At 60.7% G+C, this 14,412-nt stretch carries 14 protein-coding genes; 8 read left to right on the top strand and 6 right to left on the bottom strand.

The features are described from left to right. Positions 1-4 precede the first annotated feature (4 nt). Positions 5-766, bottom strand: coding sequence for an ABC transporter permease (locus tag IG617_RS08540; protein ID WP_192108801.1), 762 nt, complete (start codon positions 764-766; stop codon positions 5-7). Next, a complete protein-coding gene (locus IG617_RS08535; protein ID WP_192108800.1) occupies positions 763-1,689 on the bottom strand; it encodes an ABC transporter ATP-binding protein in 927 nt (308 codons plus the stop codon). The genes IG617_RS08540 and IG617_RS08535 overlap by 4 nt, the downstream gene beginning before the upstream one ends. Positions 1,690-1,958: 269 nt before the next feature. Here IG617_RS08535 and IG617_RS08530 point away from each other — a divergent pair, with 269 nt between their 5' ends. From IG617_RS08530 to IG617_RS08520, 3 genes are all read left to right on the top strand, one after another. Next, positions 1,959-2,861, top strand: coding sequence for a pirin family protein (locus IG617_RS08530; RefSeq protein WP_192108799.1), 903 nt, complete (start codon positions 1,959-1,961; stop codon positions 2,859-2,861). A gap of 131 nt (positions 2,862-2,992) precedes the next feature. Further along, entirely contained in the window at positions 2,993-4,159 is a 1,167-nt protein-coding gene (locus tag IG617_RS08525) for a GNAT family N-acetyltransferase (RefSeq protein ID WP_192108798.1), read from the top strand. 132 nt (positions 4,160-4,291) lie between these two features. Beyond that, the gene (locus IG617_RS08520) at positions 4,292-5,203 is read left to right on the top strand and encodes a PhzF family phenazine biosynthesis protein (protein ID WP_192108797.1); all 912 of its coding nucleotides are present in this window, start codon (positions 4,292-4,294) and stop codon (positions 5,201-5,203) included. 31 nt (positions 5,204-5,234) lie between these two features. Here IG617_RS08520 and IG617_RS08515 read toward each other — a convergent pair whose 3' ends face one another. After that, on the bottom strand, positions 5,235-5,711 hold the full coding sequence (locus tag IG617_RS08515; protein WP_192108796.1) for an Lrp/AsnC family transcriptional regulator: 477 nt from the start codon (positions 5,709-5,711) through the stop codon (positions 5,235-5,237). A 138-nt stretch (positions 5,712-5,849) separates the two neighbouring features. Here IG617_RS08515 and IG617_RS08510 point away from each other — a divergent pair, with 138 nt between their 5' ends. Next, entirely contained in the window at positions 5,850-6,863 is a 1,014-nt protein-coding gene (locus tag IG617_RS08510) for a 1-aminocyclopropane-1-carboxylate deaminase (RefSeq protein WP_153768293.1), read from the top strand. 15 nt (positions 6,864-6,878) lie between these two features. Here IG617_RS08510 and IG617_RS08505 read toward each other — a convergent pair whose 3' ends face one another. Further along, positions 6,879-7,775 carry an AraC family transcriptional regulator gene (locus IG617_RS08505; RefSeq protein ID WP_192108795.1) on the bottom strand — a complete coding sequence of 299 codons (897 nt, stop codon included), beginning with the start codon at positions 7,773-7,775 and terminating at the stop codon, positions 6,879-6,881. 162 nt (positions 7,776-7,937) lie between these two features. Here IG617_RS08505 and IG617_RS08500 point away from each other — a divergent pair, with 162 nt between their 5' ends. Continuing rightward, entirely contained in the window at positions 7,938-8,702 is a 765-nt protein-coding gene (locus IG617_RS08500) for an SDR family NAD(P)-dependent oxidoreductase (protein ID WP_192108794.1), read from the top strand. A 54-nt stretch (positions 8,703-8,756) separates the two neighbouring features. On the opposite strand, the gene IG617_RS08495 is transcribed toward IG617_RS08500, so the two are convergent. Beyond that, positions 8,757-9,899: an endonuclease/exonuclease/phosphatase family protein gene (locus IG617_RS08495; RefSeq protein WP_192108793.1), complete on the bottom strand. Its 1,143-nt coding sequence runs from the start codon at positions 9,897-9,899 to the stop codon at positions 8,757-8,759. A gap of 232 nt (positions 9,900-10,131) precedes the next feature. Here IG617_RS08495 and ggt point away from each other — a divergent pair, with 232 nt between their 5' ends. Then, positions 10,132-11,940 carry a gamma-glutamyltransferase gene (gene ggt / locus IG617_RS08490; RefSeq protein ID WP_192109138.1) on the top strand — a complete coding sequence of 603 codons (1,809 nt, stop codon included), beginning with the start codon at positions 10,132-10,134 and terminating at the stop codon, positions 11,938-11,940. Positions 11,941-12,199: 259 nt separating this feature from the next. Continuing rightward, the gene (locus IG617_RS08485; protein ID WP_192108792.1) at positions 12,200-12,622 is read left to right on the top strand and encodes a hypothetical protein; all 423 of its coding nucleotides are present in this window, start codon (positions 12,200-12,202) and stop codon (positions 12,620-12,622) included. Positions 12,623-12,895: 273 nt separating this feature from the next. Here IG617_RS08485 and IG617_RS08480 read toward each other — a convergent pair whose 3' ends face one another. Continuing rightward, positions 12,896-13,078: a hypothetical protein gene (locus IG617_RS08480; RefSeq protein ID WP_192108791.1), complete on the bottom strand. Its 183-nt coding sequence runs from the start codon at positions 13,076-13,078 to the stop codon at positions 12,896-12,898. Between IG617_RS08480 and IG617_RS08475 the strand changes: the two genes are divergently transcribed. Beyond that, the gene (locus tag IG617_RS08475) at positions 13,077-14,048 is read left to right on the top strand and encodes a zinc-binding metallopeptidase family protein (RefSeq protein WP_192108790.1); all 972 of its coding nucleotides are present in this window, start codon (positions 13,077-13,079) and stop codon (positions 14,046-14,048) included. The two genes, IG617_RS08480 and IG617_RS08475, sit on opposite strands and share 2 nt — an antisense overlap. Positions 14,049-14,412: the final 364 nt, after the last annotated feature.

The following is a 14,412-nucleotide window of genomic DNA, read 5'->3' as shown; positions in this document are numbered from 1 at the left end:
CGACTTACGCTTTCAGCTTGTAGCCGGTCTTGAAGATCCACCAGATGATCGCAAGACAGGCTGTTAGGAACACCAGTGTCATCGTCAGTGACAGCCCAAGGCTCACATCCGCCTGACCGTAGAAGCTCCAGCGGAAACCGGAGATCAGATAGACGACCGGATTGAGCAGCGTCACATTCTGCCAAAAGGGCGGCAGCATGTTGATGGAGTAGAAGCTGCCACCGAGGAAGGCCAGCGGCGTCACCACGAGAAGCGGCACGAATTGCAGCTTCTCGAAATTGTCTGCCCAGATCCCGATGATGAAACCGAGCAGCGCAAAGGTGATCGCCGTGAGCAGGAAGAAGGTCACCATCCAGACCGGATGCTGAACCTCCAACGGCACGAAGAACGAGGCGGTGATGAAAATGATGACACCGACCAAGACCGCTTTCGTCGCCGCGGCCCCGACAAAGGCGATGGTGATTTCCAGAAACGACACGGGCGCGGAGAGGATCTCGAAGATCGTGCCGGTGAACTGCGGAAAGTAGATCCCGAAGGAGGCGTTCGACAGGCTCTGGGTCATCAGCGACAGCATGATCAGCCCCGGCACGATAAACGCCCCGTAGGAGATGCCATCAACCTCGGAAATGCGCGAGCCGATGGCCGCGCCGAAGACGACGAAGTAGAGCACGGTGGAAATGACCGGCGAAACGATAGACTGCATGATCGTGCGCACGGTCCGCGCCATCTCGAAATAGTAGATGGCCTTGATCGCGTGATAATTCATGATTTCACTTTCACCAGATCAACAAAGATGTCTTCGAGCGAGCTTTGGGTCGTGTGCAGGTCCTGGAAGCGGATGCCTGCGTCCGAAAGAGCGCTGATCAGGGAGGCGATACCGGTCCGCTCGCCCTGGGTGTCATAGATATAGACCAGTCGCCGACCCTCGTCCTCCAGCGACAGACCGTGTGTGAGAAGCGGCTCGGGAATTTCGTTCAAAGGCTCGGCAAGGTCTAGCGTCAGCTGCTTGCGGCCAAGCTGCCGCATCAGGGCGTCCTTGTTCTCGACCAGGATGATCTCGCCCTTGTTGATCACGCCGACCCGGTCGGCCATCTCCTCGGCTTCCTCGATATAGTGCGTCGTGAGGATGATGGTGACGCCCTTCTCCTTCAACCCCTCGACGACCCGCCACATGTCGTGCCGCAGCTCCACGTCAACGCCTGCCGTCGGCTCGTCGAGGAACAGGACCTTCGGCTCATGGGCGAGCGCCTTGGCCACCAGAAGCCGCCTTTTCATGCCGCCAGACAGCGCCATGATCGGACTGTCCTTCTTGTCCCACAGGGTCAGGTCCTTGAGGATCTGTTCCACGAGAGCATCGTTGCGCGGCAAGCCAAAGAGACCCCGGCTGAACTTCAACTGATCCTTGACGACCTCGAACGGCGCCGTCGGCATTTCCTGGGGCACCAGCCCAACGAGACGGCGCGCGGCCCGGAAGTCTGCCTGGGTGTCGAAGCCGCCGATGGAGATGGAACCGGATGTCGGAATGATCAGTCCGCAGATCGTGCTGATCAGTGTTGTCTTGCCCGCACCATTGGGACCAAGAAGAGCAAACACCTCGCCCTCCTCGATCTCCAGCGACACGGACTTCAGTGCCTCAAAACCTCCAGAATAGGTCTTTTGAAGGTCACGAACGGAAATGATCGGAGCCATGGGATCCCACAATTGAGAACAGAAAAGGGAAGCGATGCACTGAAAACACTGCATCTGGACGAGGGCAACGCGCCAACGCACCGAAAGTTGTCCGCACACTGACAGAGCAGACATTGCTTGAAAAGAGGGCAGAGCCCCTCTCCTGACACCTTCGACGGCCTGAACGGTTGTTTCCGCAGACTGAACAGTGCGTCGCGCCGATCCATATGGGTATTCTGGGCAAGGTTGCTATCTTTAAAGGCAACAAAGGCCACTCGTGGAGATTTCCCATGTCCATTCGCCCAGTCACCCATATTGGAGCAACCCAGCCGACGCTCGAAGGCGCCGGGGTAAAGCTTGACCGCGTTTTCGGCTTCCAGGATCCGGAAATGCTGGACCCGTTTCTGCTGCTCGATGATTTCCGCAATGAACGACCGGAGGACTATCTGGCAGGGTTCCCATGGCACCCCCATCGCGGCATCGAGACGATCACCTATGTTCTGGCCGGGACGGTCGAACACGGCGACAGCCTCGGCAACACCGGCAACCTTGGCGCCGGCGATGTGCAATGGATGACCGCAGGCCGCGGCATCATGCACCAGGAAATGCCGAAGGGAGACGCCAACGGCCGGATGCACGGCTTTCAGCTCTGGGCCAACCTGCCGGCCTCGGAAAAGATGACGGAGCCGCGCTATCAGGACGTCACCTCCAACGACATTCCCGTCGTGGTCGATGACGACGGCACCGCTGCGCGGATCATCTGCGGCAATTTCTGGGGCAAGTCCGGCCCGGTCGACGGCATTGCAGCCGAACCGCAGTATCTCGACATCTCGGTTCCGCCGGGACGGCAGAAACGCTTCAAGGTCGACACCTACAAGCAGGCCTTTGCCTATATCTTCGAAGGCTCCGGCTCCTTCGAGGGTGCATCCGATCCCTTCGGCGTTCTGACCGAAAAGGAATTCGGCGGCGAGGAACTGAAGTTCCGCGACCAGACCGGAGACCGGACGCTGGTGATCTTCGGCACCGGCGACGAAATCGTGGTGCAGGCGGGCGATCAGGGCATCCGCTTCCTGCTTGTCTCCGGCGCGCCGATCAAGGAGCCGGTTGCCTGGCATGGCCCGATCGTCATGAACACCAAGGACGAATTGCGGCAGGCCATCAGCGAATTGCGCGCCGGCACATTCATCCGCTGACGACCTGACACGCAACGCTCCGAGCCGGCGACTGGCTCGGAGCGTCTAACAGAACGGGCGTCCGGCCGGACTTGCCCTCGTCAAACAACCAAGCTAACCGTTGAGCCTCGCCTGCCATTTCCCGAGGGCTCATGACAATCAAGATTCGCCAGGCCCATCCGGGCGACACGACGTCACTGACCGACATAATGCATCGCAGCAAGGCCTCCTGGGGCTATGACGATGACAAGATGAGCGGGTTCCGAAGTGCCTTCCGCATCTGCCAGCCTGATATTTCCGCCTGCGACATGCTGATTGCCGAACGGAACGGCAAACCGGTTGGCTTTGCCGGCGGCCGACTGGGTTCTGCCGAGGAGCCCCAAGTCTACCAGATTATCTATCTCTTCATCGCACCCGAGGGCATGAAACAGGGTCTCGGCCAGCTCTTGCTCACGCGCTTGAGCGATCTGGCCCGCGCGGGAGGCGCAACCCTGCTGCGGCTGGAGAGCGACCATTTCGCTGTCGGTTTTTACGAACAAAACGGTTTTCAACCCGTCGGCACCCGCCCCAGCAAAATGGCCCCAACCGGAAAAATTCCGGTACTGGAAAAAGCCATTCCCACCGGCATCGTGCCCCTCCAGGACATCAAGCTGAAACTGGATCGCGGCACATCCTGGTGCTTTGAAACCGAAAATCACGCGGCCATTGAAAGCCACTGGCAGGACGCCCTGCGCCACAATCCGCACCTTTGGAACGGCCGGACGCTCAAGCTCTCCGGGCACTCCTTCAAGGACGGCGTCTTTGAGGGCTCGTGCCTCGAATGCTCATTCGCCGCCTTTCTCACCTGGAGGGACTGGGGCGCCCCCGACTTGACCGCCTTCAACCTCTTCGGCTCGGCGATCCTCAGGTCCAGCGACGGCGCGCTTCTTTATGGCGTCATGTCGGACAAGACCGCCAACGCGGGCAAGGTCTATCCACCGGGCGGAAACCTGGATCCGTCCGATTTCCTTGCCGACGGCACAGTTGACGTGGATGGTGCCATCTTCCGCGAGCTGGAAGAAGAAACAGGCCTCAGCCGGTCCGATGTGTCCCCCGGCGAACGGTTCGCTGTTTTCGATGGCCCACGCATTTCAATTGCCCAGGTCCTCGATGTGGACAAACCCGCTGAAGATCTGGCCCGCGACGTTGTCGCATTCTCTCTTGTCAGTGAGGAACAGGAACTGGCGGACATGCGGATCCTGAGAAACCAAGGCGATCTCTGCAGTCCCGACCTTGTTTCCTATGCCCGGACCCTGGCCCGGCACCTGTTGCCAATTTGACTGGACAAACCGTCGCTTACACTTCCTTAACCATGCACACCGCTTCCGGACTGGCGGACCACCGGCTTTCCGTGCAACAGTCCGCCGACCGTTCTTGCACTGACCACTGACACCTCTCAGGAGACTGCCAATATGGGACGCCGCTACGCCATCCTCGACGTCTTCACCAACACTGCACTTTCCGGAAATCCCCTTGCGGTCGTGCTCGATAGCGAAGGCCTGAGCGACGCGCAGATGCAGTCGATCGCAGGTGAATTCAACCTGTCGGAAACCGTCTTTGTCCTGCAGCCGGAAAACCCCGGCCATTCCGCAACGCTCCGGATCTTTACACCGGGCACCGAGCTTCCCTTTGCCGGTCACCCGACCGTCGGCACTGCCATCTTGCTGGCGACCGAGCGCTTCGGCGAGATTTCAGGCGAACAGGATGCCGTGGTTGTCCTGAAGGAAAAGATCGGCGCCGTGCGCTGCGCGGTGATCCTGCGCGAAAACGCAGCCGGTTTCGCCGAATTCGACGTTCCCAAGCTTCCCGAGCATGCCGGCCCGACCCAGGACAACGAGCTGATCGCGGAAGCCCTCGGCCTCGACCCGACCGACATCGGCTTTGAAAACCACAAGCCGTCCCGCTTCAAGGTCGGCCCTGCCTTCAACTTCATCCCGGTCCGGGACCTTGATGCGCTCGCCCGCGCAAAGCCCAATCTCCAGCGCTGGAGCGCGGCCTTCGACCAGGACGAGCACAACGACGCTTACGTTTATTGCCGCGAAACCCGCTCCCACGACAGCGCCTTTCAGGCAAGGCTGTTCGCGCCCGAGATGGGCATTCCGGAAGACCCGGCAACAGGATCTGCGGCCTCGGCCTTCGCCGGCGCCATTCATTACTTCGACCGCCTACCCGGTGGCAGCCACGTCTTTCGCATCGAGCAGGGCTTCGTCATGGGCCGTCCGTCTCTGATCGACCTGGAGATCGACGTCGAGGACAAGCAGCTCCACGCAGTTCGCGTTGGCGGTCAGGCAACCATCGTCGCCCGCGGCGAACTGTTCATCTGATCCAGACCCATGATCTCAATGCGCCGCGCGGTCAAAAGACCAGCGGCGCATTGTCCGTCACTTCCTTCATGACGAAGAAGGTGCGTGTCTGGCGCACGCCAGGCAGCGTGATCAGCTCCCGGGCGTGAAGACGATTGAAATCCGGCATGTCTTTCACGCGGATTTTCAAAAGATAATCGAAGTCACCGGCAACCAGATTGCAGTCGAGCAGCGACGGCATCTTCACAACGGCTGCTTCAAACGCCGCAAAGCTCTCGGGCGTGGACCGGTCGAGAACCACGCCCACCATCACCAGCGCGCCAAGACCAACGCTTTGCGGCTCGACCTGCGCCCGCACCGACTTGATGAAGCCCTCCTGAAACAGACGCTGGGTGCGTCGGTGGCAAGTCGCAGCGCTGACATTCACCCGCGTCGCCAATTCCGCGTTGGTCAACCGGCCATCATCTTGCAGCAGACGCAGGATCTTGCGGTCCGTGCGATCGAGTTCCGCTGTGAAAGATTCTTCCATTTTTCAGATCCATTCCGAGAGTAATAAAATCTTTTAAACGCTATTTACATCAAGTAACGCGAAATTTCATCCATCTTTGAAAGCACCTTCGGCGCACGTCTTGCTAGCATTTCGACAGATCAGACACCGGAGAAACGCATGCTAGACGACTTTGACCGCTACCCCCTCACCTTTGGCCCGACCCCGATCGAACACCTGCCCCGCCTGACCGCGGAACTTGGCGGTTCAGTTGAAATCTACGCCAAGAGAGAGGACTGCAACTCCGGCCTTGCCTTTGGCGGCAACAAGCTGCGCAAGCTGGAATACATCGTGCCCGACGCCATCGCCTCAGGCGCGGACACGCTCGTTTCCATTGGCGGCGTTCAGTCCAACCACACCCGCATGGTCGCGGCCACCGCCGCCAAGATCGGCATGAAGTGCCGTCTCGTGCAGGAGAAGTGGGTACCTCACTATGATGCGGTTTACGACCGGGTCGGCAACATCCTTCTGACACGCCTGATGGGTGCCGACAGCCGGCTTGTCGAGGACGGCTTTGACATCGGCATTCGCAGCAGCTGGGAAGACGCCATGCAGTCCGTTCGGGACGAAGGCGGCAAGCCCTACGGCATTCCCGCAGGCGCCTCGGAGCACAAGTTCGGCGGCCTCGGCTATGTCGCATTCGCCGAAGAAGTGCGCGAGCAGGAAGCCGAGCTTGGTTTCAAATTCGACTATATCGTTGTTTGCGTCGTCACCGGTTCGACCCAGGGCGGCATGATCGTCGGCTTTGCAAAGGACGGCCGCGCCGACAAGGTCATCGGCATCGATGCCTCCGGCACGCCAGACCAGACCAGGGCACAGGTTCGCCGCATCGTCGACAACACCGCCGAGCTGGTAAAACTTGGTCGCAAGGTCAGTGACGACGAGATCGTCATCAACCCGGATTACGCCTACCCCGCCTATGGCGTTCCCAGCGATGAGACCAACGACGCCATTCGCCTTGCCGCGCGCACCGAAGCCATGATGACCGACCCTGTCTATGAGGGGAAATCCATGCAGGGCATGGTTGATCTCATCAAGAAAGGCTTCTTCCCTGAAGGATCCAAGATCCTTTATGCCCACCTTGGTGGCGCACCGGCGCTCAACGGCTACAGCTACTACTACAAGGACGGCTGACCGACGCCCTTCGCCTCAACCGGCCACGGACAACACGCCTGCCCCCATGTCTTGCCGGGGCGAGTGGCCGAAATATCTGGAATACTCGCGGCTGAACTGGCTAGCGCTCTCGTATCCGACCTGGAACGCAGCGCTGGCCACCGAAAGACGCTCGGCGGCGATCAACCGCCGGGCCTCCATCAACCGCAACTGCTTTTGATAGTTGAGCGGCGTCGATCCCGTCACAGCCTTGAAGTGGGCATGAAATGCGGACACGCTCATCCCTGCCTCACCGGCCAGGTCTTCAATACTCAGGGACGACGCATAGCTGCGACGGATCAGCCTCGCCGCCAGCGCAATCCGCGACGCATGACTGTCGCGCTCCGCCAGTTGCCGCAGGATCTGGCCATGACGGGCCTTCAGCAGCCAGAAATGAATCTCCTTGCGGATCAAGGGCGACAGCACCGGCGCCGCATCCGGTTTGCCGGTCAGGCGGAACAGCCGGCCCATGGCATCGACCACTTCCGCATCCGCCTCAGCCACCCCGATGGCCCCACTGGGTTGACCCGCGCGTCCATGCGGCTCGATCTCCGTCAGCAGCTCGTGAACCAGCGCCATATCCACCTCAAGCGCCAGGGCAATATAAGGCCGCGACGCGTCGGCTTTCAGAACTCTTGCATGGGTCGGCAGGTCCAGACCGACCACCAGGGACTGCTGTGGTCCAAAGTCCACGGCCTGATCACCAAGCCAGGTTTGCTTGACACCCTGGAGAACAAGGCAAAAGATCGGCTGATAGAGCACAGGATAGATATCGGTCGCCCGGCGCCGCATGGCGACGCTCAAACCCGCGACTTCGGTTGCTAGAGGATCTTCGCCTATGCACCGTCGATCGCCATAGTCTTGAACATCGCGGACAAGATCTTCAATCGGCATGAGTTCAGCTCCCTGAGACCTCATCCCTACGCCGCATACATATCTTCCGCAATCCCCACCCGCGGAAGATCTGGAGAATCAGGCAAGTACCAGCGAGAATGAAGCAAGTGCGGAGCTCCCCCGCGCATTAGGTTCCTGTCACAGCCAATCAGGAGACCTGTAATGACCACTCAACGCAAAATCGCCCTTGTCACCGGCGCCAGCCGGGGCCTTGGCTGCAACACCGCCCTTCAGCTTGCGCAAAAGGGCATCGACAGCATCGTGACCTATCGATCCGGCGAAGCGGAAGCTGACAAGGTCGTTGCCGAAATCGAAGCCATTGGCGGCACCGCCGTCGCGATGAAGCTGGACACCTCCGACACATCCGAGTTTGGCGACTTTGTTCACGATCTGCAGGCCGTCTTGAAGGGCCATTGGGATCGCCACACATTCGACTTTCTCGTCAACAATGCAGGAACCGGCCTTGCCAAACCCTTTGCCGAGACGAGCGAGGAAGAGTTCGACCAGCTGATGAATGTCCACGTGAAGGGCGTCTACTTTCTGACCCAGCGCCTGCTGCCGCTCATCGCCGACGGCGGGCGGATCGTCAACATTTCCTCTGGCCTTGCGCGCTTCACCCTGCCTGGCTCCTCCGCCTATGCCACCATGAAAGGCGCGGTCGAGGTGATGTCGCGGTATATGGCGAAAGAGCTCGGCAGCCGCCAGATTGCCGTCAACGTCGTTGCGCCGGGCGCCATCGAGACGGATTTCAACGGCGGTGCGGTGCGAGACAATCCGGACATGAACAAGATGATCGCCAGCACCACCGCAATGGGCCGTGTCGGACTTCCCGACGACATCGGCGGCGCCATTTCCAGCCTGCTCGCAGGAGACCTGGGCTGGATGACCGCCCAGCGCATCGAAGTCTCCGGCGGTCAGAACCTTTAAGGCAATTCAGCATCGCCGGCGGGCGGGACAAGCACCCGCCCGCCGGACGCAGGCTTAAATATCAATCTCGGCCCAGATCGCGTGGTGATCCGAAGCCGCGTGATGCTTTTCCTCGAGCTCAGGGTAGATTTCCCAGCGCGGCGGCCGCGACCCGGGCCAAACGCCCCTGCGCTCCAGCCCGCCGAGGGTCACCTTGTCGAACAGCGCCGGTGACAGGAGCAGATAGTCGATCTTGTCGTCGTCATTGCCCAGCCCATGGGTGCCGATCCCCCGGTTGCCGTTGTCGACGTTGAACTCGAACTCGGTAAAATTCGGATGCTCGCAGACATCCTTCAGGTCCGTATCCGCCAGGAGAGGTGCAAGTTCCGGGCTGTCTGGCGTATCGTTCAAATCGCCCAGCACAACAACATTCTCGAAACCGTCTGCGATCAGGCGATTGTAGTAGCTCGCGACAGCATTTGCCTGCGCCAGGCGCTTGGCTTTGCTCACCGGATCATTGCCACCGTATTTGCTTTTGAAGTGATTGGGCAGAACCACAATCGTTTCACCACCCGGCGTTGTCACCTCGAATTCGGGACAATCACGGCTGAAGATCCGATGACCGTCCGGCTTGAGATCATCCACGTGGCTACGCATATTTCCAATCGGATAGCCGTTGCGGGTCGCAAGGCCAACGTCGATGCCGCGGCCGTCATTGCCGTCAATCAGCATGACATGCCGATAGGCTTCATCGAGCCCCAGCCGGTCCACCATCAGATCCTGAAACGACAGCAGCACAGGCCGGCTTTCCGCCTCGACCACTGCGAGGATATCGGCCTTGAGGTCACGGATCATGCGCGCCGTATTGGCGATGGCGACTTCATCGACCGCCTCGGTCCGAAGCTCACACCAGCCCACCCAGTCGGAACGCCCCTTCGCCTTGATGTAGGGAACTTTCGGCGCGCGCGGCCGGGAAATCAGCAAGCCGCGGATTTTGCGGATGCGGGTGTAGCGTCCCTCGTCACGCTTGAGCATGCCGAGCTGATCGATCAGCTCCAGCATGCGCGCCTTGTCCGCGTCCGTGTAGACCTCATGCTCGAAAAGCTTGTTCAGCTCGGCATGTGCATCGAGCACATCCTTGTGCGCGTCTTTCTCCGGGCCGTTGAACACCCGTGCCCGGTCAAAAAGGTTTTCCACGTTGAATGCTGCAATCCGCATGATCCCGCCTCCCCTGATCAAGCCTGCAAATAACCACCACCTTAGTTTGCAAGAATGACAGAAACATATCAGAAATAGTTGATCCAGGCGCCTGCAAAGCTGCTTTCTCACGCCACCGAAGCACGTTACGCTCCCACCTAACCGCAGATTTTACCAAGAGCTCGCCTCTCCAGGCAGCCGGTCCCAGGGGAAAGTCATCACCATGTCCAGATCATCGGTTTTCAGCCTCACCATGTCGCGCCGCCTTCCCGTGCGCGTCGCCGGCGCGCTCCTGGCAGGTCTCATGGCGTCTTCCGCGATGGCGCAACAGGCGGCCGATACGGTCTCCCCGGAAAGCGCCAGTGCGATGCCCGCCGCCTTCAAAAACCTCTCGCCCGAAGCCGCAGCCGCGCTCGCCGCCAAGACAGCAGGCGAACCGGTCAAGGCAAAGGACTGGATGATTGCCGCGGCCAATCCACTTGCCGTCGAAGCCGGCGCGAAAATCCTCAAGGCGGGCGGCAGCGCCGCAGACGCCATGGTCGCCGTTCAGACCGTCCTCGGTCTCGTGGAGCCCCAATCCTCGGGTCTCGGCGGCGGTGCATTTCTGGTCTGGTATGATGCGCAGACCGGCGAGCTGACCACCCTCGACGGCCGTGAGACCGCGCCACTGGAAGCCGACCCGACCTATTTCCAGGACGAGGCAGGCGAGCCTCTGAAATTCTGGGATGCTGTCGTCGGCGGCCGGTCCGTCGGCACGCCGGGCACGCCGAAACTCATGGAAGCTGCCCACCAACGCTGGGGCAAGCTCGAATGGGCACCGCTCTTCAAGGACGCGATCGCACTCGCCGAAGGTGGCTTTACCGTTTCGCCGCGCCTTGCCTCCCTGGTTGCAGGTGACGCGGACCGGCTCGGCCGCTTCGACGCCACCAAGGCCTATTTCTTCCCCGGCGGCGAGCCCATCAAGGCAGGCGACACCCTGAAGAACCAGGACTATGCTGCAACCCTCAACTCCATCGCCGACAATGGCACCAAGGACTTCTATGACGGCTTGATCGCAACGGACATCGTCGACACCGTCCGCGGCGCGCCCGGCAATCCGGGCCTTCTGTCCGCCACTGACTTGAAGATCTACGACATCAAGGAGCGCAAGGCCGTCTGCGCGGACTATCGTGACCGCAAGGTCTGCGGCATGGGCCCGCCCTCGTCCGGCGCCCTCACGGTCGGGCAGATCTTGGGAACCCTGGACGCCTACGATCTCGCCAAGCTGGGCCCCAAGAGCGCCGAAGCCTGGCGCCTGATCGGCGATGCGTCCCGTCTCGCCTTTGCCGATCGCGGCCGCTACATGGCCGACAGCGATTTCGTCCCCATGCCCACCAAGGGGCTGGTTGACCCGGCCTACCTAAAGACCCGGTCCGACCTTCTGAAAGGCGACGACGCTCTGCCCGAAGTTGCACCCGGCACGCCGCCCTGGGACCACGCACGCCTGATGGCAGACGATGAGAGCATTGAACTGCCCTCCACCTCGCACATCTCCATCGTCGACGCCGATGGCAACGCGCTGTCCATGACCACCACTATCGAGAACGGCTTCGGCGCGCGGCTTTTCGTCCGTGGCTTCCTGCTCAACAACGAGCTGACCGACTTCTCCTTCCGCACCCAGAAAGACGGCCTGCCCATCGCCAACCGGCTGGAGCCTGGCAAACGTCCCCGCTCGTCGATGGCACCCACCATCGTCATGAAGGACGGCAAGCCCGAACTTGTGGTCGGCAGCCCTGGCGGCAGCCGCATCATCGGTTACGTGGCAAGTGCCATCATCGCCCATCTCGACTGGGACATGAATATCCAGGCGGCCCTCGCCTACCCGCACCTGGTCAACCGTTTCGGCACCTTTGATGTCGAGGAAAACACCGCAGCAACGGAGCTTGCCGCACCGCTCGAAGCTCTTGGCTACAAGGTCAATCCCCGCGCCCTCACCTCCGGCCTCCACGCCATCGCCATCACCTCAGACGGCCTTGAAGGCGGTGCCGATCCACGCCGCGAAGGCATCGCTCTGGGGAATTGAGCACAGCATACGGCGGAAGGCGCATCGATTGTTCCTTCCGTCGTGATGCAAGCCGCTTTCAGACCTAATTTCGGGTGCATTTTCCAAAGCAGTATTCAGTCGTTCCCTATGGATCGGCCGATGAGCGTCACCTCCACCGGTTTTCCTTGACGAATCTGCAGATTATCAAAAGCCCGGATTGCGCCGCAGCATCCCCGCCCATACAGTCGCGCCACGTAAAAACCCGTAGCCACAGCCAAGAGCCAACGCGGACCCCATCATGATCGAGCTTTTGAAAATCCTGCATGTCTTTGCCTTCACCGCGGGAATTGGAGGAGGCCTGGCCAATCTGGTGGTTATCCGCGCCGCTGGCTCCGCAGATCCGGAAGCTGCAAAGGCCCTGCGCGGCATCACCCCGCGCATCGGTATGCTCAGCGTCCATTCCCTTGGTCTGCTGTGGGTCACCGGACCGCTTCTACTCTGGCTGGCCTATAATGGCGGCGCGCACCTCAGCCCGCTGTTTCACGCCAAGATGCTCGGCGCCGTGCTTTTGACGCTCATTGTCATTGCCAGCCGCTTGACCATCCGCAAGATCAAGGCTGGCAAGCCTGCCCCGCTTGCGCCCCACATGCCAAAACTCGCCCTCGCCGCCTCCCTCACCGGCCTCACAACCATCGCCCTCGCAGTGCTGACGTTTTCCTGAGCGGGGAGACGTACGAAGTCTGGGGATCCCCGCACAAGGCGGGGATGACGGCAGAGGATGTTGCGGGGCCTCGCCCATGCTGCTGAAAACACACTCTCCGTCGTCATTGTCGGGCTTGTCCCGGCAATCCAAGAAAACTGGCCACGAAGCATGGAGCAATGGATCCTCGGGACACGCCCGAGGATGACGCCAGTGGGTGCGACGGGCCCGAACCTAGCCCCTCGCCTTCCCGAAAAAGCGCCGCGAAGATCCGGGATCCAGTACGCCGGAATCTCATGGCTCATACCGAAGCGCCTGCGACCAATGGCGTCCTGCCTGCGCATAGGCGGCATTCAGGACATTGCTTGAGCGTTGGCCACGCACATAGTCCAGACACGAATATGCAGCAGATGGAATCTCACGCCAAAGCGGGCTGCCCGCTCGACCCTCGACCGTTTCGGCAGTAGGATGCCCCATGCGCCTGTTTCCGAACCCCGCCGGCAACGGCACACTCTTCTTTGACAATCTGACATCGCCCGAAGGCGCAGCTGTCGCCTACGATCCGGGCACACAGTCGTTTGTCTGCGATACTCCCTTCTGCGCCAACCGGGATCTTATCGGCTGCAATTGGGTCTCGTCAGCGCCTGGGGCAATTTGCACCGCCTGCGCCATGACCACGCTTTCGCCGGACCCATCCATGCCAGGCGTGTTTGAGAACTGGGCAGGCGCAGAGGCCGCCAAGCGGTGGGTGCTGACCAATCTGCGGCAATGGAACTGGTTCTGCCCCGATGACACCGGCCCGCGCCCTGTGTTCCACATGCTTGCCGAGGGCGCGAGACCGGTCGTCATGGGCCATGCACAGGGCGTCGTCACCATAAGCATTGAGGAGACAGATCATGTGCTCCGCACCCAAAGACGCGAAGCACTGGACGAACGCTACCGAACGATGATCGGTCACATGCGCCACGAAATCGCGCACATGTTGTGGTGGCGGCTCAGTATCCTGCCCGACTTTCTCGAGGCCTTTCGCGCCCTGTTCGGCGACGAACGCTCTGACTACGCCGATGCACTGGCAAGGCACTACAACGATGGACCACCGGGCGACTGGCAGGATCACTACCTGACACCCTATGCCTCCGCTCATCCGCACGAGGACTGGGCTGAGACCACGGCGCATTTGCTACACCTGGTCGACCTCACCGACAGTTTCCTGGCAGCCGGACTGTCCGGGCCGGATCTACCAGGGCCCACTTGGGACCCCTACCAGGAGCCCGATCCGTCGAAAACGACGAGCGTGGCCGCAACGATTGCCGTTGGCATCAACCACGTGAACAGGTCCATGGGGTTGCAGGATCTTTATCCCTTCGTGCTCGCGGAGCCATCCCGCCGAAAGCTTGATTTTGTGCACCATTGGCTACGTGGCGGCCCCTCACCGGGATCGGCCTGAAAGCGCCACCTCTCTATTTGACCACCGACGGTCATCCCCGCCTTGTGCGGGGATCCAATTCACATTGCTGCCAGCCGGGCGTTTGTGAGAGGGCGAGAAACTGCCGCGTACTCTGCGTGGATCTTGAGACTTCGGGAACCAATAGATCCCCGCACAAGGCGGGGATGACGGCAGAGGTGTTGCGAAAGACAATCACCCATACCGCTGAAGACACACCTCTCGTTCGTCATTGTCGGGCTTGTCCCGGCAATCCAAAGGACCTCTCAGAAGATACAGGAAGGGTGGATCCTCGGGACAAGCCCGAGGATGACGCCGGTGGATGTGGCAAGGCCTTGCCTCCCGCTCCTCGCCTTCCCGGACGCAG

Origin of the sequence: Roseibium polysiphoniae (genome assembly GCF_014842925.1) — a bacterium.
Lineage (GTDB): Bacteria > Pseudomonadota > Alphaproteobacteria > Rhizobiales > Stappiaceae > Roseibium > Roseibium polysiphoniae.
Note: the sequence above shows the minus strand (reverse complement) of the source record. Positions and strands in the feature narration are given on the sequence as shown.